This is a genomic window from Bacteroidetes bacterium SB0662_bin_6 (assembly GCA_009839485.1).
GTDB lineage: Bacteria > Bacteroidota > Rhodothermia > Rhodothermales > VXPQ01 > VXPQ01.
On the sequence record VXPQ01000047.1, the window covers coordinates 17,696 to 37,395 of the forward strand.

A 19,700-nucleotide genomic window follows, 5' to 3' on the forward strand; every position below is an offset into this window, starting at 1 on the left:
GCCGGGGGCTGCGGCCGGCGCCCCGGCCCGGGCCCGGCCGGGGGGCCCCGGGCGCCGCCGCCGGCCGGCGCGCCCGGGGCGCCCCGCCGCCCCCCCCCCCCCCCCCCCGCGATCTTGTTTTTCGAAACGAAGAGGGGGACGAGGTGGCTCTCGGTCAATACTTCGACGGGAAACGCCCCGTATTGTTGACGCTGATTTATCACGAGTGTCCCACCATGTGCAACATGGTGCTGCACGGGCTGACCGAAACGCTGAAGGAGATGCCTTGGACGCCCGGCGATCAATTCGATGTGGTGACGGTGAGTTTCAATCCGCGCGAGACGCCGGCGCTGGCTGCGGAGAAGAAGGCCATGTACCTGAATATGCTGGGCAAGCCCGAAGCCGCGGACGGATGGCATTTTCTTACGGGAGAGGACGCTTCGATTGCGGCGCTTACGGAAGCAGTGGGGTTCCGGTATAACTGGATCGAGGACGAGCAGATATACGCGCACCCGTTCACGCTCATTTTTCTGAGCGGAGAGGGGACCGTGATGCGGTACATGCCCGGTATACAGTTCGCTCCCTCGGACGTGCGGGCTGCGCTCATCGAGGTGTCGGAAGGGCGTGCGGGCTCGCCGCTCAACCGGGTTCTGCTGTATTGTCTGCAGTATGACCCGAACGCGAATTCGTATGTGATCCATGCCGTCAATCTGATGAAGTTCAGCGGCGGCCTGGCTGTTGTCCTGCTGGGCGTATTCTTTGTTGCGATACGGCGCCGGGGGGCGCATCGCACATGGCCTACAACCACGCCCACACCCACGGCATAAATCCCCGGCCGGTTTTTCGCGCTCATACGGCGCTGCTCTTATTCAACGCATGAACATGTCCGCAGCAGGAGGCCCCGGCTCGGGAAACAGGAATCGGCAACCATGACCGGATCGTTTTGGCTGCCCGATGGCGCGTCGACCCTGTCGTCCGAAATCGACAGCCTGTTCTACTTCGTAAACTGGGCAAGCATCATCCTTTTCGTGGGGGTGGTGGTAGCTATAGCATACCTTGCGTATCGCTACCGGCGGCGGCGCGGCGGTCCCGCTCCGGTGCGTGTGAAGCCGAACAAGATGGTGGAAATCTCGTGGGTAGTGTTGCCTACGATCCTTGTGCTGATCGTTTTCAATTGGGGGTTCCGGTTGTTCATCGAGCAGAGCGTGGCGCCGCCGAACGCCTACGAGGTCTATGTGCGCAGCGCCATGTGGAGATGGGATTTCGAATATCCGACCGGCACCATCACGACCAACGAATTGCATGTGCCCGTAGACCGTCCCGTGCGCCTTGTCATGAGCAGCGACGACGTGCTGCACAGTTTTTTCGTGCCGGCCTTTCGCGTCAAGCAGGATGTATTGCCGGGCCGCTATTCTTCGGTCTGGTTCGAAGCCACGCGCGTGGATACGTTTCAGGTATTCTGTACGGAATACTGCGGATCGGGGCATTCCGTGATGCTGGCCTCGGTCATTACCCATTCGCAGGGGGATTTCGAGGCATGGCTGGCCTCGGCGGGCGTGGACGAGAACACCCCGCTTCCCGAACTGGGTGCGCAATTGTACCAGCAACAGGCTTGCTTCGCATGCCACAGCCTGGATGGGAGGCCGGGCGCTGGTCCGACCTTCACAGGATTGTACGGGAAGACCGAAACGCTCGATGACGGATCCACTGTGGTGGTCGACGACGACTACCTGCGCGAATCCATCGTCGAACCCGGCGCCAAGGTGGTGCAAGGGTATGTGGAAGGAGGAATGGCCCCCTACTTACATCTCAGCGAGCGGGAATTGTCCGCGCTGATCGCCTTTATCCGGGAGCAACAATAACGGGCGCACTCGGACGCCGCCGTGTACGAAGACGGATCGACGGAATCTATGACGGAAGACATTGATCGGAGCGAAGCAGCGCAGAGCGGGGATGCCGAAGAGCATTCCGGGCACGGCGACTACATTACCCATGCGAAGAGCATCGGGTCATGGATGTTTTCCGTGGACCACAAGCGCATCGGTATTCTCTATGCCGTTACCGTAGCGATCGCCTTTCTTGCGGGAGGCGTCTTCGCATTGCTGGTGCGCGCCGAACTGCTGCTGCCCGGCGAGACGTTTCTGTCCGCCCAGAGCTACAACCAGTTGTTCTCGCTCCATGGCATCGTCATGGTGTTCGGGTTCATCATCCCCGCCATCCCCGGTTTTCTGGGCAATTTTCTGTTGCCCCTTCATCTGGGCGCAAAAGACGTAGCGTTTCCCCGGCTTAATCTGTTCAGCTACTATCTGTATCTGCTGGGCGTGATTCTCATCATCGTGGCGATGGTGGTCGGCAGCGTGGATACGGGATGGACCTTCTACACGCCCTATTCGGCGCGCACGGGTCCCGCCGTGCTGTTTCTGGCCATGGCCGTGTTCATTGCGGGATTCGCCTCGATTTTCACGGGGATCAATTTCATCGTGACGGTGCACAAGATGCGTGCGCCGGGCATGACGTGGAACCGCCTTCCGCTTTTTGTCTGGAGTATCTATTCGACGAGCATCGTGCAGGTGCTCGCGACTCCCGTGCTCGGCATCACCGTATTGCTGCTGTTCCTGGAGCGTCTCCTCCAGATCGGCATTTTCGACCCGGCTCTTGGCGGAGACCCGATCCTTTTCCAGCATTTCTTCTGGTTCTACTCGCATCCGGCGGTGTACATCATGATTCTGCCGGGCTTCGGGATCATTTCCGAATTGATCGCGACGTTTTCGAGGCAGCGCATTTACGGATACATGGCCATTGCGTTGTCTTCCGTGGCCATTGCGATGCTTGGCTTTCTGGTCTGGGGGCATCATATGTTCGTCTCCGGGCAATCCGTTATCTCCTCGGTCATTTTCTCGCTGATTACGTACCTGATCGGCATTCCGTCAGGGATCAAGGTGTTCAACTGGATCGCCACCATGTACAAAGGGTCCATCTCATTCAAGACCCCGATGCTGTATGCGCTTTCGTTTCTGGTGCTGTTCACGATCGGGGGCGTGACCGGCATCATGGTGGGTGTGCTGGCCGTGGACATTCACCTGCACGACACCTACTACGTGGTAGGACATTTTCATTATGTGATGATGGGCGGCACGGTCATTGCACTCCTCGGCGGATTGCATTACTGGTGGCCGAAAATCACGGGACGCATGTACAACGAGGTGTGCGGGCAGATCGCTGTGTTCCTGATCTTCGTGGGGCTGAACCTGGCCTTTTTCACGCAGCTCGTGCTGGGATCGCGGGGCATGCCCCGGCGCTATAACGACTATCTGCCCGAGTTCACATCCCTGCATCAGCTTTCCACGATAGGTTCGTGGATCATGGGGCTCGGTCTTTTTCTGGTGCTGGGATATTTGCTGTTTTCCCTTTTCCGGGGAAAGAAGGCCGGCGCGAATCCATGGGGGGGCGCTACGCTGGAATGGACTCATACGGGACCGCGTCCGGATCCTCATAATTTCCATCGGACGCCGTTTGTCACCCGGGGTCCCTACGAGTTTGACCGGATCGGAATATCCCGTTCCGAAACCGCCGAAGCAGATCAGGGCGAGGATCCGCCGGATGACGTTCTGAACCAGGACCGGACGTAAGTATCATGGCTACTAATACGGGCACGGCAGAACAGACCGCACAGGAGCGCCCTATGGCGCATCTGAAGCATTACTTCGTTTCGTCCGATCAACAGTTCGATGCGGCGAAACTCGGGATGTGGCTTTTCCTCATCACGGAGATCCTCCTTTTCAGCGGGATGTTCGTAGCCTACGCCGTGTATCGGGTCTGGTACCCGGAGGTGTTTGCGGTCGCTTCCACCGAACTGAATCCCTGGCTGGGCGGCCTGAACACCGTGGTATTACTGGCCTCTTCTCTCACGGTGGCGCTGGCCATTCATGCGGCGCAGACCGACAACCGCAGGGCGCTGGTTACCAACCTGTTCATCACGGTGGCGCTGGCCGGTGTCTTCATGGTGGTGAAGTACTTCGAGTACACCCACAAATTTCATCTGGGCATCTTTCCCGGCGGCCATTTTGCGTATGCAGAGATGGACCAGCCCATCGTTCCGATCTTCTTCAGCATCTATTATGTGATGACCGGCATTCATGGGGTGCATGTGCTGGTCGGTATGGGCGTATTAAGCTGGCTGGGCGTGCGGGCGATGCGGGGGGATTTTCACAGCGGGTATTATACGCCTGTGGAGCTTTCCGGCCTGTACTGGCACCTTGTAGACATCATCTGGATATTTCTTTTCCCATTGCTTTATCTCATTTAGGTGCGAACCGGGCGCCGGTTCGTCTCGCGAGCATGAAAGGGCATCATATCACTCCACGAAAAACGCTGTTGAAGGTATTCGTCGCCCTGGTGGCGCTGACTGCTCTGACGGCCCTCACGGCGCAAATCGATATAGGGGCGTTCAACATACCGCTGGCCCTGGCGATCGCCGGGACCAAGGCCCTGCTCGTGGTGCTTTTCTTCATGGCCCTCAAGTACGACAAACCGGTCAATGCGCTGTTTTTCGGGCTGGGGATTCTTTTCGTGGTCGTATTCCTCACATTTACCTTGTTCGACACCGCCTTCCGGGGCGATCTCGGCAATGTAGGGGAGGAAGCGATTTTGAACACGGAGGGGACGGAACAGGGCGAGTGAACCGGAAACGTCTTGCGAAACGCCGCCCCGCCGATACGTCGTATTACTTGAGCAGGGTCATCTTCTTCACAGAAACGTGTTGTTCGGTACGCAGCACGTAGAGGTACGTACCGCCAGCCAGACCCGCTCCATCGAACAAGACACTGTAACGGCCCGCCGCCTGCATGCCGTCCACCAGCACGCGGACCTCGCGACCGAGCACGTCATAGACCGTAAGCGTGGTGGCCTGCGCCCGCTGGAGCGAAAACTCGATCGCCGTGGACGGATTGAACGGGTTCGGATAGTTCTGTTCCAGCGCGAAGGCCGCAGGAATTTCTCCATCCAAAGGCTCGACCGACGTCACCCCTGTCTCATATATACCGGCGCCCATGATGGCTATAAACGATGCTGCGGTGTTATCGGGGAGGGTGAACGTAAACTCATACTGGCGGGCGAAAGTCACCTTGGGTATGTCGGCGCTGTCGGTATCGTCGTCGGGATTGTCGAAATGATACTCGACGAAACCTCCCTCTTCGTTGCTCGCCGCCGCCGCGATAATCTGCGGGAGAATGAGTTCTCCAGTAACGGCGTCCCTGAGGGTTTGCGTGGGAGCCTGGAGCTCGTACTTCTCCGGAAACGCCCCGTGGAAGAACGTGTAGCCGGTGCCGTCCATGACAAAGAGGTAGGTGGGGCCGTGTCTCCAGTATCCGGTCGTGTCACGAAATACCCTCTTTACTTTAAGAAGAGCATCATAGCCTTCTGTATCATACAGTCCGAAAAGGTAATCCGCTGCCTCGTTCACGAACGCCTTCAGGCTCTCGCGATCCATCACCTCGCGGGCCGTTACCGCAGGACGGGGACCGGGGGCGAGCGTTTCTTCCGTGAGATGTTCTTCCCGAATATCGAGGCCGGCAGTCAGGAAGGCCGCACTGCCGTCGGGGTTAAAGTAAGACAGCGCGTAGCCGTCGTCGCCCTCGAACGTGAAAGTACTGCCAGTTACCGCCGCAGAAGCTGCCTGGCTGATCGCATCAAGCATAGTAGAATCGACCACTCCACCCGACAAAAGCAGATACTTGCCGTGCAGAGCCAGTGTGCCTCTGGGAGTCATCGTAGTAATGTAGGTGGAACCGTAATTCCAGGGTCCCTCATGCGTCAAAGCACATCCGAGATACCCGGCCGCCAGCGGGGAGGCGCTGATTTGCAGTATGTACGCAAAATAATCGTTCACGAATTCTGTCAGGGTGGCCTCGGCGTTCTCCACCTGTTCAGCCGTGGTCGCGTTCGGGTCTACGGCCGGGAATTCATCCGGCCGCGGGCAGACATCATCCAATGCTTCCCCGGGCGGAAAATTCGGCGCCCCGGGAGTACCGTTCATCTGCGCCGATGCACTCCAGCATTCGGGCATATGGTTGTCGCATGTCGGATCGGTGAGCGCCAGGGTATAGCCGTCGCCGTCCGCTTCTTCGGGCCAGGGCGCCGAGTCGTCGTACGTGAGCGAGTCCACTATGGCGCCCGATGCGTCGAAGATGCGCACGAGCTCCCCACTGCCGGCCAGCCCGAAATCATCCGCATCTCCGACTACATTGGATACATCAGGATGTATGGCGGAAAAACTGGCTGTATCCTGGGCGGCGACAAGGTATTCTCCACTGTTCAGGATCGTGCCGTCCGGAAACGCAAATACATGATCGTCTTCCGAGTCAGAGTAGGTCCATCCGGTCAGGTCCACATCGGTGGTGCCGGCATTGTACAATTCCACCCAGTCCTTACTATCATAATCGTCGTGCGAGTTGTAGTTGATCTCGTTGATGACGACGGTGTCGGCGGCTACTACCCTGCCGATGTCATTCCCGGAAGGCGAAGTTGCCGATACCGGTCGGCAGAATAACGAAAACATTCCCGCAACGATCAGGGCACAGCCTATACGTTGGAGGAGACGCGCGCTGTGGCGTGTGGGAGTCGCCCGAAAGGTTTTGGTTGTGTGACGAACTGTATCGAAGAGCATGTGGATGCCGTGAGGTTGGAAAGGAATGCATAATGTTGCATCAATATCGCAAAATCCCGTCGAAATTTTTGCACTCTCGCCGCCGGTTACGTATTCTTTTCCCGCGAAACATCCTTTTACCACGAAGACCAGGGACGCGGATGAAACTGCTTGCGAGGAGATTGCCCTCCGGGGTTCTCCTGTTTTTGATGCTTGCGGGTATAGCTTTTGTTGCGTTCTGGACGCCCGAAGCGTGGGCTCAGGAAGCCGCCGGGCAAGTCGAGTATCGCACCTTTCCCGTCGTAGGAAGCCGCGTGATAGTTTGGGTGATCGCCCAGTTGCACCTCATGTTCGGGGCGTTCGTGCTCGCCGTCCCGATGTTCGCGCTTACGATCGAGTTCATCGGCTTCCGCAACGGCGACAAGCGCTACGACGATCTGGCGTATGAATTCACGCGCCTTTTGTCCGTCTCTTTTTCCTTTACGGCCAGTCTCGGCGCGCTTCTGACCTTTTTCCTGTTCATTCTGTATCCGCGGTTGATGGAGTATCTGGTCTCCATCTTCAGCTGGACATTCATGCTGTACGCAGCCGTCTTCTTCCTCGAAGCCGTCTTCCTGTACAGTTATTATTACGGATGGGGCAAGATGCCGAAGTGGTTGCATCTTGTCATCGGTCTTTGTCTGAACCTGGTAGGCATCGCCATCATTTTCATTGCCGACTCCTGGCTTACCTTCATGAATTCTCCCAACGGCATCGACGTCGAAGGGAATCTGCTCAGCACCTGGGACGCCATCAACAACTTCACATGGATGCCCATCAACATCCACCGGCTCATTGCGAATATCTGCTTCGGCGGGTCGATTGCGGCGGCGTACGGGGCCTACAAGTTTCTTGGCGCGAAGACCGACGAAGAGCGGGCGCACTACGACTGGATGGGCTACATGGGCAATTTCATTGCGATCGCCGCGCTGCTCCCGCTGCCGTTCGCGGGCTACTGGCTGGGCCGTGAAATCTACGCCTTTTCCCAGAGCCTTGGTATTGCGCTCATGGGCGGCACGTTCTCCTGGTTGTTCATCATTCAGGCTGTGCTTATCGGCAACCTGTTTCTTGCAGCCAACTATTACCTGTGGTTGAGCATGGAGCGTATTCACGGGGCGGAGCGCTACCGCAAGTTCATCAAATGGTTGCTTGCTTCCATTACCGTCTGTTTCATCGTATGGGCGACGCCGCACTCCCTGGTCGCCACAGTCGAGGAAGCCCGCGCCATGGGCGGTTCCCATCACCCGATTCTGAATGTGCTGGGCGTGATGTCGGCCAAAAACACCGCCGTCAACGTGCTCATTCTCACCACGTACCTGAGCTTCCTGTTTTACCGGCGGGCCAACAAGGAGGCGACCGTTTCGTGGGCGAAAACCGGCAATATCGTGCAGTTCGGCATCCTGGCGGTGGTCGTGGGTGTCGTCATTTTCCTCGGGGTGTACGGCTACTTCGTAGAGGCGTCCGTGCGGATCGGTTTGTCGATCCCGCAGGTGAGTCTCGTGCTCTTCGCCATGATTTCGATCACGATTATCGACGTCTTCATGTTCAGGAAGGCGAAGATTCTGGGACCGATCGAGTGGGGCAAGATTCCCAACCGGGCGCAGTACGCGCTCTTTTTCATTGCCATCACGTTTGCGTGGACGATGGGACTTATGGGCTACGTCCGCTCGGGTATTCGCCAGCACTGGCACGTCTATGGGGTTATGCGCGACACATCGGTGGATGCGTTTACACCCACGCTTGGCTACGCCGCCAATGTGGTGTCTGTGACGGTGCTGATTTTCTTTGCGTTTATCGCGGTCGTGTTTTTCCTTTCCAGTCTTGCGGGTAAGAAAAAACTCGATGCCGGGGAGGGCACATCGTCATGATGAACGCTGTCAAGATATGTGTCTTCACCGTCCTCGTGGCCGCATTCTATAGCTACGTTAGTCAGATGGTGCCGCAGACGGTGACGTATCCGCCCGAGGATACGGAACTCGGAGCCGACATGACCACGGAGGATCTGGTAGCTGCCGGCGAAGAAATCGCTTCGGGCAAGGGAACGTGTCTTACGTGTCATACCGTATCCGGGGAAACCGGGGGGCGTTTCCCCGATCTGGCGAACATTGGCCTGATTGCCGCGGAGCGCAAGGAAGGTTTAAGCGACGTGGAGTATCTGGCCGAGTCGCTCTACGAACCGAATGAATACATTGTCGAGGGCTTTTTGCCCGGCATGACTCCTATTTCCGACCCGCCCATCGATCTGAACGACCAGGAGATTCTTGCGGTGATTGCGTACCTCCAGAGTCTTGGCGGCGCCGCCACGGTTACGCTGGACACGGAGTTGCGCTGGCAGAGCGAAGAGAATGCCGCCGGTGCATCGACTGCTTCGCAAGCAAGTGCGTCTGCTGCGCCCTCTTCGGAAAACCTCTCCGGGGAAGAGTTATTCACCATGTACGCCTGTGGCGTCTGTCACAGCCTCACCGATCCCACACCCTTGCTGGGTCCCAGTTTGTACGATGTGGGAAACAATCTATCGACCGCCGAGATCTACGAGGCGATCATGGATCCGGACGCCGTGCTGAATGAGGCATATCCGGCGGGTTTGATGACGGCGCAACTGAACGCTGTCGGATTCTACGACAAGATATCGTCCGGGCAGCTCAAAACGCTGGTTGATTACCTGGCGTCACAAAAGGGAGGATCATGAATATCATTATCCTGCTTGTGGTGTGTGCAGGGCTTGTAGCGCTGCGCTTCGTGCCGAAGATAAATATCCTCGGCTGGCTGGCGGGGTGGTTGATCGCTGCATTCGTTTTTCTGCGCTGGGGCATCGATCCGCCGCTGCCTACCTCGATCCAGGGGATGTTCATTGCCATCCTCACGCTTGCGTTGCTGGCGTATTTATCGGCGGATTCGTCACATTTCCGGTTTGTGCTGGACCGGTTCGTGGCATTCACGACCCAGAGAAAGTATACGATTCCGCTGTTGGCGGTCATTGTGCTGTTGCCTTGTCTTGCGGCGCTCCGCGTGTATTTCGACGTGACGGAAGGACCGGCGCCTCCTCTCAGAAGCCGCACGATTCACCCGCCGCCGCCTGTGAGTATCGAAGTGGCCGGCAATACGATCGACCTTGTCAACGACGACAACCCGTACCGCGCTCTTGAAACGGAAGACCCGGCGGCGTTCGAGGAGCATGTGGAAAACGGGCGCCGCGTGTACTACGAAAACTGTGTGTACTGCCACGGGGACGATATGGCGGGAGACGGCCTTTTTGCCCATGGGTTCGACCCCATTCCCGCGAATTTCCAGGACGCCACGACCATCGCCATGCTTCAGGAAGGCTACATTTTCTGGCGCATCGCCAAGGGCGGCCCGGGGCTGCCGAGCGAATCCACGCCCTGGCTTTCGGCCATGCCTGCCTGGGAAGACTTCCTCTCCGAAGAGGATATGTGGGATGTGACGCTTTTCCTGTACGATTTCACCGGACACCGGCCGCGGGCGCGGGAGGATCATGGTGGAGGCGGGGACCATTAGGAATAAAACCGACATAGCGATTCGTTCGTCTGCTTGCCGGGCAGGACGCGCCGTTGTGCGTTTTTCCCGATCGAGCCTCATATCATGCGTTCTGGGGGTGTGTTTGCCTGTCGTATTGCTTCCCCTGATCGTCTCGGCGCAACCCGCGCCGGACCTTGGCACCGACGAACAGCGCGAGGCCGGCCGCCTGCTGTACATGGATAAATGTGCGCAGTGCCATGGAGACACCGGTCAAGGGGATGGCGTGGCGGCGCCCTTCATGCGCCCGATGCCCCGCGACTTTACGGCAGGTATCTACAAGGTACGCACCACGCCGAGCGGACAGTTGCCTACGGATGACGACATCGCGCGGGTGATTCGCGACGGCATGCCTTATACCGGTATGCCCCCCTGGCCGCAGTTGAGCGATGATGAAATTCGCAACCTTGTCTACTACCTGAAAACTTTCAACGACGATTTCTCCGGACCCTACGGCGTTCCCGATGTAATCGAGATTCCTGATCCTCCATCGTTCAGCGAATCGTCTGCCGAACGGGGGCGCGTGGTCTACGAAGAGAACCAGTGTTTCGATTGCCATGGCATGGCCGCGCGCGGCGACGGGCCTTCCGCTGTGACATTGCAAGAGCAGTGGGGCAATCATATCCGCCCTGCCGACCTTACGAAGCGCTGGACCTTCATAGGGGGCAACACGCGCGAGGACATCTATCGCACGTTCACCACCGGCCTCGACGGTTCGCCCATGCCGTCCTACAGCATTACCCCGATCGAAGACAGCTGGGCCCTTGTCGATTACGTCTATTCGCTGTCGCAGGACGACCCGGACTATGCGATCTCCGCGACCGCGCAGTATGCGAACGATCCCGTCGACCCGGTGCAGGGAAAGGCGGCTTTCGGCGAGGAACGCGGCGCCTATTTCCCCGTGGTCGGACAGGTCATTGAACCCGGAAGATCATTTATGCCCGGCGTAGACGGCATCGAGGTGAAAGCGCGCTACAATGCGGATGAGATCGCCATTCTTCTTTCATGGCACGACATGTCCGCAGAGACAATGGGGAGCAATGCCCCGGACATGGAGGTTCCCCTTACGGAGCAGGTCGTTCGGGATACCGTGACAAGCATCTGGTCCGATGCGGTCGCCATACAGTTTCCTCAGGAACTTGTACCGGAAGGCCTGCCCTACTTCCTGTTCGGGGACGCAAGACAACCGGTCGATCTGTGGTTCGCCGATCTGGCTTCGGGAGAAGGCCGTTCGTACATCGGACGCGGGAGTGGTAACCTGCTCGCCGGCGAAACCTCCCCGTCCGTTCATGCGACCTACGAGGACGGTGCATGGACCGCCGTCTTCACCATGCCGCGCGACGGGCGTTTTGCGGAAGACACCTTCGTTCCGATCGCTTTCTCGGTGTGGGACGGTTTCAACGACGAGCGGGGTAATCGCCGGGGTCTCACGGGATGGTATTATCTCTATCTCGAGCCCTCCGAGCGTCCGTCGCCCGTGATGCCCATGCTGCGCGCCGCCGGGCTCACGCTTCTCGTGTTGCTGAGCATCGTCGGACTGGTGCGTTTCCGGCATCGTGCCTCCGTTACCGCCTGATTCCCCCGAGGTCTTTCCCTCGTATCCATGGAAGCCGCCCGTTCCCTGTCCTTTCTGTCTTCCCCCGGGGGGTATCGCCCCTCGCTCGTTTCCTGGAATCTGACCCGGAAATGCAATCTCAAGTGCCCCCATTGCTATATGGAAGGGGGTACCGCCGAAGAAAACGAATTGACTACGGAAGAATGTCTCGCGCTGCTCGACGAGATGGAGGCGCTCGGCACGGAGATGCTCATTCTTACCGGTGGAGAGCCGCTCTTGCGCCGTGATATCTACGAGATTGCGCAGACGGCCTCTGCAAAGGGAATGTGGGTGGTAATGGGTACAAATGGGGTCATGGTCAATGATTTCGTTGCCCGCAAGATGGTGGAATGCGGCGTCAAGGGGGTGGGCATCAGCATTGATTCCATTGATCCTGAGAAGCACAATGCCTTTCGCGGTGGACCGAATGCCTGGGAGCATTCGGTTCGCGCCCTCGAGATTTGCCGCCGGCATGGCCTCGAAGTGCTTGTGCAAACGACCGTTATGGACATGAACCGGGATGAAATTCCGGAACTCATGGCGTTTGCACGGGAGAAAGGCGCCTGGTCCTTTAACCTGTATTTTCTGGTGCAGACGGGCCGGGGACAGGAAATGAACGATCTTCCCGCCGCCGCCACGGATACGATGCTTCGGGAAATGGTGAAGGTGCAGGACGAGTACCGTCCTATGCTGGTCCGGTCGAAATGTGCACCGCAGTTCAAACAGATCGCGTATGACGAGGGCCTTGGCGGTCTGGAAAGCGGGGGATGCATGGCGGGTACGCAGTACTGCCGCATTACGCCGGGCGGGGATGTCACGCCGTGCCCGTACATGACGGTGGTAGCCGGAAATGTCCGCGAACAGTCTTTCGCCGAGATATGGACTTCTTCTCCCGTGCTGACGGATTTACGCGATCCTTCCCGGCTCAAGGGCAAATGCGGCGCATGCGAATTCAACGAACTCTGCGGCGGATGCCGCTGCCGCGCCCAGGCCGCTTTTGAAGACTATCTCGCCGAAGATCCGGCCTGCCTTTATCAGCCGACCGGCAGGACCCTCGAACGATACGATATAGAGTGGTCTCCCGAAGCACAGCGGCGACTTGATCGCATACCGATCTCTTTCATCCGTGAAAAGGTTCGCAAGGGTCTCGAAACCTATGCGGACCGACACGGCGTGCGCCGCATCTCCGCAGGCCTCATGCAGGAGGCCCTTGCAGGCATGGATCGCTCGGCGCCGTCCTTTTCGGCGGCCTCTGCGAAACCGCCGGACTCCGGGGTTATTAAAGAACCCGTTACTCCGGAACGACTTGTATAACCAACCATACCCTTTCATTTACCAACTTATTCATGGAAAAGCTTGACGCAAAAACGCTCACGGAGCAGGTGCAGGTAATCAACGGGGTCGCCCGTCTCAAAAAGAACGGCGCCGACCAGAACCTTGATGTCATTGAGCTCCCGGAGAAATTCATCCGGTGGCAGCTCGACTACAAGCACAGCATTTACGACGCCATCGAGCAGGATCAGTACATCGCGTTCAACGCGGGGCATCTGCCTGTTGTGGCCACATGGGCTGACGATGCGCTCGTTCCCAATCTGGCCAACAAGGGCGTAGGGTTCACCCCTAAGGATGAATATATCGACTATTATCTCGAACTGGTGGAGGATGCCGTCGCTCAGATCCAGGAATTGCCGCCCCATGCCGTCAACGAGACGCGCGATCTGCGCATCCGCACGGCCCGCGAGTTGTATTCCCATCCCGAACATATCGACTGGCGGCGCGTCGGGCTCCTCGAGATTTTCGAGGGATCCACGCTCAAAAATCTTGTCGAAAACCCCTTTGCATCCGTGCTGTGGACCGGCAACTCCCCGGTATTCGTCAGTTTTCAGGCGGACTGTGTGGTGGAAATCATCGAGCCGGAGGACAAGCGGTATCGTTTCCCCTGGGCGATGCGCCGCCTGTTCGAATACGAACCGTTCCACGTGGTCCAGACCATTTACCCCTATTCGTACTGCTTCTGGATCTATCGCTGGAAGGACAAGACGCCCAAGCGCCGTTATCCCGGCAAGCGGAGCGACAACACCGTCAACGAGGCGGGCGGCGTGATCGACAAACAGGCCTTCAACGGACAAGGGCGCGCATAGAAGGTCCTTTCCGGATCGCGTCGTATCCATTTTCACACATTGCTTTGCGACCATGCCTCACATGATCACAGATGCCTGTGCGCAATGCGGCCTGTGCGTGGATGTGTGCCCGATCGGTGCGATTTCACCCGGAGATCCAATCTACGTCATCAACGATACCTGTTGCGATTTTATGGAATGTGTCGTCGAGTGTCCCGAGGAAGCCATTGTCCCGATCCCGGATTGGGAGGAACCCGTCGCCGTGTCCGATAGGGAGGTGGCGTCATGACCGGATCGCTGGTAACCCGTTTTGTACTGGAGGATTTTTTGGCTGCAGCAGCCCACAGCTATGCTGCTTCGGTCCCTGAGCAGGGACGTGCCGGGCGGCTGTTTCTGCTTGGAGAGACCTCACAAGTTCTGGAGGGATGGCGGTCATGGACGGATGCGGTGCGCCTGTATGCCGATGTGGAATACCGGCCCGAATGGGATGCGGCCGCGGCGCGCACCGCTGCACAGTTCGGCGTGGCGGTCGAGCAGGAATTTCCGGGGGATCTGATTCCTTTGCCAGCCGGCTTCGAACAACGACATCGGTCTGTCCGGGACTTGTCGGACTCCGGATTGAGTTTGTGGCATTTCGATCCGTACTCGGTGGCGTTTCGGCACGTGGCCCGCGGCGACGAGCCGGATTACCACATTGTGCTGGCCTATGTGAAATATGGCTGGATCGGGAAGGAAGAAATGGAGGAGCGCCTTGAGGCGCTCCTGCCCGAATTTTCCATGGAAACGATTGCGCAGGACCCGGCGGAGTTTCGCCGTAAGTACAAGGGGCTGCTTCAAATGGGAGAGCGTCTCGAACCCGGCACGGTACACCGTCCTTTCTGATTCCACCTGTCATCATGGAGGCATCCCGGGACATAGCACCGACTGATGCACTCGAAGCGCGTGCTGCCGAATTGGCCGCAAGGCGCCTTGACTGGAACGAGCTGGATTTTGTAGGCTGGAAGGAATTCCGCCGTATGGCGCCGGCCATTGTACGCATGGAAACGGGGCGGCTGGAGCGGATCATGGAAGAGACCGGACCGGGCAGCGATGCGTACAACGCGATGGTGCGGGTGCGTTTCGAGATGAATGCGTTCGCCGAGGGAATGGAGCAGGCGGAACGCGCATCCCTCGCGGGTCGTGCTGACCATCTCCAGCGCGCCCTGCTTGCCGTTTCGCTCCTTGCAGAAGATTCCGAAACGCTGCGCTATGTGATGTACCGCCTTACCTACATTTACGACCGCCTCAAACTGATCTATTAGCCGTTATGTACAAGACCATATTCGTTCCGGTCGATAATTCGGATCATTCGATGGCAAGCATCGACGTTGCCGTCGAACTGGCGAAGCGGTTCGATTCGGAGCTCGTGGGCAGCCATGCCTACGCAGCCCGTATGCACGATTACCGCTTCAAGCAGATGGAGTTTACGCTGCCCGAGGAATATCTCGTCGAAGAGGAAATGGAGAAGCAGCGGAAGGTGCACGACACGCTCATCACGATGGGTCTCGAACTGATTTCGGATTCGTACCTGACCGTGATGGACAAGCGGTGCCGCGAGGAAAAATTGCCCTTCCAGCCGAAGATGTATGACGGGAAGAACTGGAAGATTATCGTGCAGGATATCGAGGAGAGCGACTACGACCTGGTCGTGATGGGGGCGCTCGGCCTCGGCGCTGTTCGTGACAGCGTGCTGGGCAGCGTATGCTCGCGGGTTGTCCGGCGGGCGCGTACCGACATGTTCATTGTCAAGGATACCGATTCATTTGAGCGCCAGATGAACGGGCATGCCGTGGGCGAGGCCGACGGCGGCCATATCGTCGTGGGTATCGATGGCAGTCCCGAATCCTTCGCCGGCCTGAAAACGGCGCTCGAACTGGGCCGGAAGCTGGACAAGCGCGTGGAGGCGGTGTCGGTTTACGATCCCTATCTGCATTACGCGATGTTCAACAGCATCGTGAATGTGCTTACCGAAAAGGCCTCGAAAGTATTCCGGTTCAAGGAGCAGGAGCAACTCCACGAAGAGGTCATCGACACGGGGCTTGCGAAGATATACCAGTCGCATCTCGAAGTGGCGCATCGCATTGCCGCCGAAGAGGGCGTGGATCTCAAGATTACGCTGCTCGATGGCAAGGCCTTCGACAAGATTCTTCAGTATATGCGGCGCGAGAAGCCTTGGTTGCTGGTCCTGGGCCGTATCGGAGTGCATAGCGATGAGGACATGGACATCGGCAGCAACACCGAAAACCTGCTGCGAATGGCTTCCTGCAATGTGTTGTTGTCAAGCAGGCGGTATACCCCCCCGCTTGATGTGCAGGCCGAGGAATCCATGATCTGGACGGACGAGGCCACGGCGCTCGTCAATACGGCGCCCGACTTTGCCCGCAACATTGCGCGTACGACGATCCATCGATGGGCCATGGAGCGTGGCCACTCCGTGATTACGCTAAAGGTGGTCGAACAGGCCATGGCGACCATTCTCCCTGAATCCGCCATGCGGTCCATGGGCATCATTGCCGAAACCGTGGCCCGCGACAAAATCGCCGCGGTCGATGAAGTGACGTACGTATGCAGCCGGTGCGGCTACGCGGCGCGCGGATTCAAGCCCGCCGTGTGTGCTGTCTGCGGAGCTGCCCCCGAGCAGTTCCAGGAAATCGACAAGGAGGCGCTTCGCAAACTGGCGCCGCTCGAAGGCGCCGTTGAAGAGGTTGAAACCTTCGACAAGAAGAAGATCAAGTGGACTCGGGATGCGCGCGAACTGCTCAGGAAGGTTCCTGACGGATACCAGATGCGCCGCGCCCGCGCGCAGATCGAAAAGAGCGCCCGGGTCAAGGGGCTCGATACGATCACCCGCGACATGGTGGCCGAGGCAGTCAGCGATTTGCTCGAAGACACTTCCGTGCTTTCTGCGCCCGGTTCCGGGTTGAAGGAAAATCCGGCAGGGCAGGCTCCGGCCCGGGAAGCCGTTTCCGTCGAATTGATCGACAAGGGAGCGTACAAGTGGACACCGGAGGCCTGGGCTCGCCTCGAACGGGTGCCCGAAGGCTTCATGCGCGACAAGGCGAAAGAGCGGATGGAAGCGGCCGCAGACGGGCGTAACGCCACGATCATTACGATGGAGATTGTCGAAGAAGGCCTTGAGGTGTCCCGGAAAGCCATGGAAGAGGCCATTCGCAAGCAGCAGGAGGAAAAGGCCGCGTCGTGATGGGGCCATGGGGGTGCGGGGATGAAAACCTGGCATGATATAGCAACCGATGGGGGTTCCGATGTGGCGGGCCAGGTGGCGGTGCAGGCTGACCGGCTTGCGGAACGTCTCAGCGACATTCGCCATATCGTCGCGGTAATGAGTGGTAAGGGAGGGGTTGGAAAGAGCACTGTGGCGGTGAATCTTGCAGCGGCGCTGGCTCGCAATGGCGCGCGCATCGGTCTCGTGGATGGAGATATCAATGGCCCGTCGCTCGGGCGGATGACCGGTGTGCAGGCTGTGGGCCTGTCGCAGCGCACAAAAGGGACCGTTTCCCCTCCCGAAACAACCCTGGGCGTGCAGGTCATGTCCATGGCTCTGTTTTTGCACGACGAAACGACGCCCGTAGCGTGGGACGCTCCCTCGCAATCCGGCGGAGCCGCCTGGCGCGGGCTCCGTGAGGCAGGCGCCCTGCGGGAGCTCATTACCGATACCGCATGGGGCGCGCTCGATATGCTCCTTGTCGATCTGCCGCCGGGATCGGATCGCCTGCCAACCCTTGTTGATGTCACCCCGCGCATTGATGCGGTCGTCGTAGTTACTATTCCTTCGGTGGTGGCTCTGGATGCGGTGGGGCGCTCCGTGCGTATGATCCGGGAACACCTCGATGTGTCGTCGCTGGGGCTTGTCGAAAACATGGCGTCGCACACTTGTCCGCATTGCGGACAGGCGGATCCGCTGTATTCGCCGGGCCGTACGGACCGGTTGGCCGAGGCCCTCGATGTGCCTGTGCTGGCTCGTATCCCCTTTGATCCTGCGCTCGGCATGGCTGCCGACGAAGGCCATTCATACCTGTGCGCACATCCGGATCGCCCGGCGGCGCGCGCCTTCACTGAACTGGCCGATCGCCTTCAACTTCTTCTCGATGCCTCATGAAATTTCTTTGTGTGGAATGTGACGAGGCCATGAGCCTCGCTGAAACGCGTGGGCCTGACCGCGGCTCCATGACGGTTGTATTCGGTTGCCCTGCATGCGGCAGGCAAACCGCCATGCTGACCAATTCGAGCGAGACGCAGGTGGTACGCTCTCTTGGCGTGAAGATCGGCGGACAATCTGTACCTGCCGAGCCTATGGAAGGTATACGGGCCGGGCTGGCTGCCTCGTCGGTCGGGGTTTCCGATCCTGCTGCGGGCGGCGGCGCTTCGAAGTGCCCCTTTACGGGTATGGTCAACGAGGCTTTCGGGCGCAGTGACATGCCCTGGACGGACGGCGCGCGCCAGCGCATGGAGAATATTCCCGCTTCCGCCCGCGGCATGGTTATGCAGAGTGTGGAGCGCTATGCCGAAGCCGAGGGACTCGCCGAGGTGACCGAGGCCGTCCTGGACCGTGCGCGCAGCGGCATGGGCATGTAACAAGCCATGTTCACCTTTCGCGCCGTCGTTCTATGGATTCACCTGGCGGCGATCATCGTCTGGGTGGGCGGGATGATCGTCGTACCGTTTGTGGCGATGCCGGCCGTGCGTCGGTTTGCGGGCGAACACCTTGCCCCTGAACGCGCCGCTGCGCTTATCGAGACGCTGGTGCGCCGGTTTCAGCGGTTCAGCAGGGAGCTTTTCTTCACGATCCTGCTGACAGGGATTTTCAATCTCATCAATGCGGGGTGGCTGACGAACTTCAGCTACCCGTCCGCCTATCTCCAACTGGTCGGCGCCAAATTCATCCTGTTCCTTACGATGGGCGTCAATCAGGCATGGTACAGTCTGAAGCTTGTGCCTCAAGGGAAAACGCGGACTGCCCTGTGGTCTGCGCTTGTCAATGCCCTGCTTGCTGCGGTCGTGCTGTACCTGGGGTTGAAGTTGCGGTTCGGATAGCCGTGACGATCATAACTTACCCATTAAAACCTAAAAAATATAACACAAAATATTTACAACATTATTTTTTAAACTTGATTATTGCGGTGATTTCCTCGGAAGCCTTTCCGCCCGTTGCAAGCCTTCGCCGCAAATCCTCCACATTACCACCGATGTCTTCCAGCAGATAGCCTGCGTCCTTCATCAGGCTTCGCCAGCGGTCGTCCATGGGGATGCACCGCGAGGCGATCATCGCATCCGGCAGCATATCGATGCGCAGTTCGAAAAAACGGTGGAACCGCTCCATGGCAGCCAGTTCCACAGGATCGAAAGCGTCTTTGAAGGTCTCCGCCGCCTCAGGCGCCAGATCGCCCTTCAGGCCATCCATATACCGCTCGCTCGGGACATACACGTCATCGAACCAGGCGCAAGCCAGTTCATAGGCCAACCTCGGACGTCCAAGGCGCTGCGACAGCGTTTCCTGTGCTTCCTCGCTTGTCAGTAGGCCCAGCAGGGTGGCGATGCGCTGGCGATGATCAGGGGTTGTTGTCGGCGTATCCCCCATGTTATTTGACCGGTATCATAGTGGTAACAGGCCCTAAACTACTTCACGCCGACAAACAATATATCCCTGCCGACGTTCGTTGTATTCGTGTTCCCTCGAGCTTGTCCGGGATGATCTCCGAACCGTTCATGTTTGTTACTGTACACACGCACCAGG

At 58.5% G+C, this 19,700-nt stretch carries 20 protein-coding genes and 1 pseudogene; 18 read left to right on the forward strand and 3 right to left on the reverse strand.

Annotated features, from left to right (window positions below):
* Window positions 1–112 (reverse strand): annotated as a pseudogene (locus tag F4Y00_09220) (single-stranded DNA-binding protein).
* Between the two features lie 31 nt (window positions 113–143).
* Between F4Y00_09220 and F4Y00_09225 the strand changes: the two are divergent.
* The 5 genes from F4Y00_09225 to F4Y00_09245 all read left to right on the forward strand — a co-directional run bounded on the left by F4Y00_09225 (window position 144) and on the right by F4Y00_09245 (window position 4,659).
* Entirely contained in the window at window positions 144–806 is a 663-nt protein-coding gene (locus F4Y00_09225; protein ID MYE05134.1) for an SCO family protein, read from the forward strand.
* Window positions 807–908: 102 nt separating this feature from the next.
* Window positions 909–1,841, forward strand: a complete 933-nt coding sequence (gene coxB, locus F4Y00_09230; GenBank protein ID MYE05135.1) for a cytochrome c oxidase subunit II — start codon at window positions 909–911, stop codon at window positions 1,839–1,841.
* A 48-nt stretch (window positions 1,842–1,889) separates the two neighbouring features.
* A complete protein-coding gene (gene ctaD, locus F4Y00_09235; GenBank protein MYE05136.1) occupies window positions 1,890–3,608 on the forward strand; it encodes a cytochrome c oxidase subunit I in 1,719 nt (572 codons plus the stop codon).
* A gap of 5 nt (window positions 3,609–3,613) precedes the next feature.
* Window positions 3,614–4,285: a cytochrome c oxidase subunit 3 family protein gene (locus F4Y00_09240; GenBank protein MYE05137.1), complete on the forward strand. Its 672-nt coding sequence runs from the start codon at window positions 3,614–3,616 to the stop codon at window positions 4,283–4,285.
* Window positions 4,286–4,317: 32 nt separating this feature from the next.
* Window positions 4,318–4,659 (forward strand): oxidase, encoded by a 342-nt coding sequence (locus tag F4Y00_09245; protein MYE05138.1) that lies wholly within the window; start codon window positions 4,318–4,320, stop codon window positions 4,657–4,659.
* Between the two features lie 43 nt (window positions 4,660–4,702).
* Here F4Y00_09245 and F4Y00_09250 read toward each other — a convergent pair whose 3' ends face one another.
* The gene (locus tag F4Y00_09250; protein MYE05139.1) at window positions 4,703–6,643 is read right to left on the reverse strand and encodes a T9SS type A sorting domain-containing protein; all 1,941 of its coding nucleotides are present in this window, start codon (window positions 6,641–6,643) and stop codon (window positions 4,703–4,705) included.
* Window positions 6,644–6,675: 32 nt separating this feature from the next.
* On the opposite strand from F4Y00_09250, the gene F4Y00_09255 reads away from it, so the two are divergent.
* The 13 genes from F4Y00_09255 to F4Y00_09315 are packed head-to-tail and all read left to right on the forward strand — an operon-like array spanning window position 6,676 to window position 19,000.
* Window positions 6,676–8,529: a hypothetical protein gene (locus F4Y00_09255; protein MYE05140.1), complete on the forward strand. Its 1,854-nt coding sequence runs from the start codon at window positions 6,676–6,678 to the stop codon at window positions 8,527–8,529.
* Window positions 8,526–9,350, forward strand: a complete 825-nt coding sequence (locus F4Y00_09260; protein MYE05141.1) for a cytochrome c — start codon at window positions 8,526–8,528, stop codon at window positions 9,348–9,350. Before F4Y00_09255 ends, F4Y00_09260 begins: the two co-directional genes overlap by 4 nt.
* Window positions 9,347–10,177 carry a cytochrome c gene (locus F4Y00_09265; protein ID MYE05142.1) on the forward strand — a complete coding sequence of 277 codons (831 nt, stop codon included), beginning with the start codon at window positions 9,347–9,349 and terminating at the stop codon, window positions 10,175–10,177. The genes F4Y00_09260 and F4Y00_09265 overlap by 4 nt, the downstream gene beginning before the upstream one ends.
* Window positions 10,155–11,771, forward strand: a complete 1,617-nt coding sequence (locus F4Y00_09270; protein ID MYE05143.1) for a c-type cytochrome — start codon at window positions 10,155–10,157, stop codon at window positions 11,769–11,771. The genes F4Y00_09265 and F4Y00_09270 overlap by 23 nt, the downstream gene beginning before the upstream one ends.
* 27 nt (window positions 11,772–11,798) lie before the next feature.
* Window positions 11,799–13,103: a radical SAM protein gene (locus F4Y00_09275; GenBank protein MYE05144.1), complete on the forward strand. Its 1,305-nt coding sequence runs from the start codon at window positions 11,799–11,801 to the stop codon at window positions 13,101–13,103.
* A gap of 32 nt (window positions 13,104–13,135) precedes the next feature.
* A complete protein-coding gene (locus tag F4Y00_09280; GenBank protein ID MYE05145.1) occupies window positions 13,136–13,930 on the forward strand; it encodes a hypothetical protein in 795 nt (264 codons plus the stop codon).
* Between the two features lie 52 nt (window positions 13,931–13,982).
* Window positions 13,983–14,198: a ferredoxin gene (locus F4Y00_09285; protein ID MYE05146.1), complete on the forward strand. Its 216-nt coding sequence runs from the start codon at window positions 13,983–13,985 to the stop codon at window positions 14,196–14,198.
* Entirely contained in the window at window positions 14,195–14,791 is a 597-nt protein-coding gene (locus F4Y00_09290; GenBank protein MYE05147.1) for a hypothetical protein, read from the forward strand. The genes F4Y00_09285 and F4Y00_09290 overlap by 4 nt, the downstream gene beginning before the upstream one ends.
* Before the next feature lie 14 nt (window positions 14,792–14,805).
* Window positions 14,806–15,210: a hypothetical protein gene (locus F4Y00_09295; GenBank protein MYE05148.1), complete on the forward strand. Its 405-nt coding sequence runs from the start codon at window positions 14,806–14,808 to the stop codon at window positions 15,208–15,210.
* Window positions 15,211–15,215: 5 nt separating this feature from the next.
* Entirely contained in the window at window positions 15,216–17,150 is a 1,935-nt protein-coding gene (locus F4Y00_09300) for a universal stress protein UspA (GenBank protein ID MYE05149.1), read from the forward strand.
* A 21-nt stretch (window positions 17,151–17,171) separates the two neighbouring features.
* Window positions 17,172–18,065: an Mrp/NBP35 family ATP-binding protein gene (locus F4Y00_09305; protein ID MYE05150.1), complete on the forward strand. Its 894-nt coding sequence runs from the start codon at window positions 17,172–17,174 to the stop codon at window positions 18,063–18,065.
* Entirely contained in the window at window positions 18,062–18,541 is a 480-nt protein-coding gene (locus tag F4Y00_09310) for a hypothetical protein (protein MYE05151.1), read from the forward strand. Before F4Y00_09305 ends, F4Y00_09310 begins: the two co-directional genes overlap by 4 nt.
* A gap of 6 nt (window positions 18,542–18,547) precedes the next feature.
* Window positions 18,548–19,000: a hypothetical protein gene (locus F4Y00_09315; GenBank protein ID MYE05152.1), complete on the forward strand. Its 453-nt coding sequence runs from the start codon at window positions 18,548–18,550 to the stop codon at window positions 18,998–19,000.
* 61 nt (window positions 19,001–19,061) lie between these two features.
* Here F4Y00_09315 and F4Y00_09320 read toward each other — a convergent pair whose 3' ends face one another.
* Window positions 19,062–19,544, reverse strand: a complete 483-nt coding sequence (locus F4Y00_09320; GenBank protein MYE05153.1) for a hypothetical protein — start codon at window positions 19,542–19,544, stop codon at window positions 19,062–19,064.
* Between the last annotated feature and the right edge of the window lie 156 nt (window positions 19,545–19,700).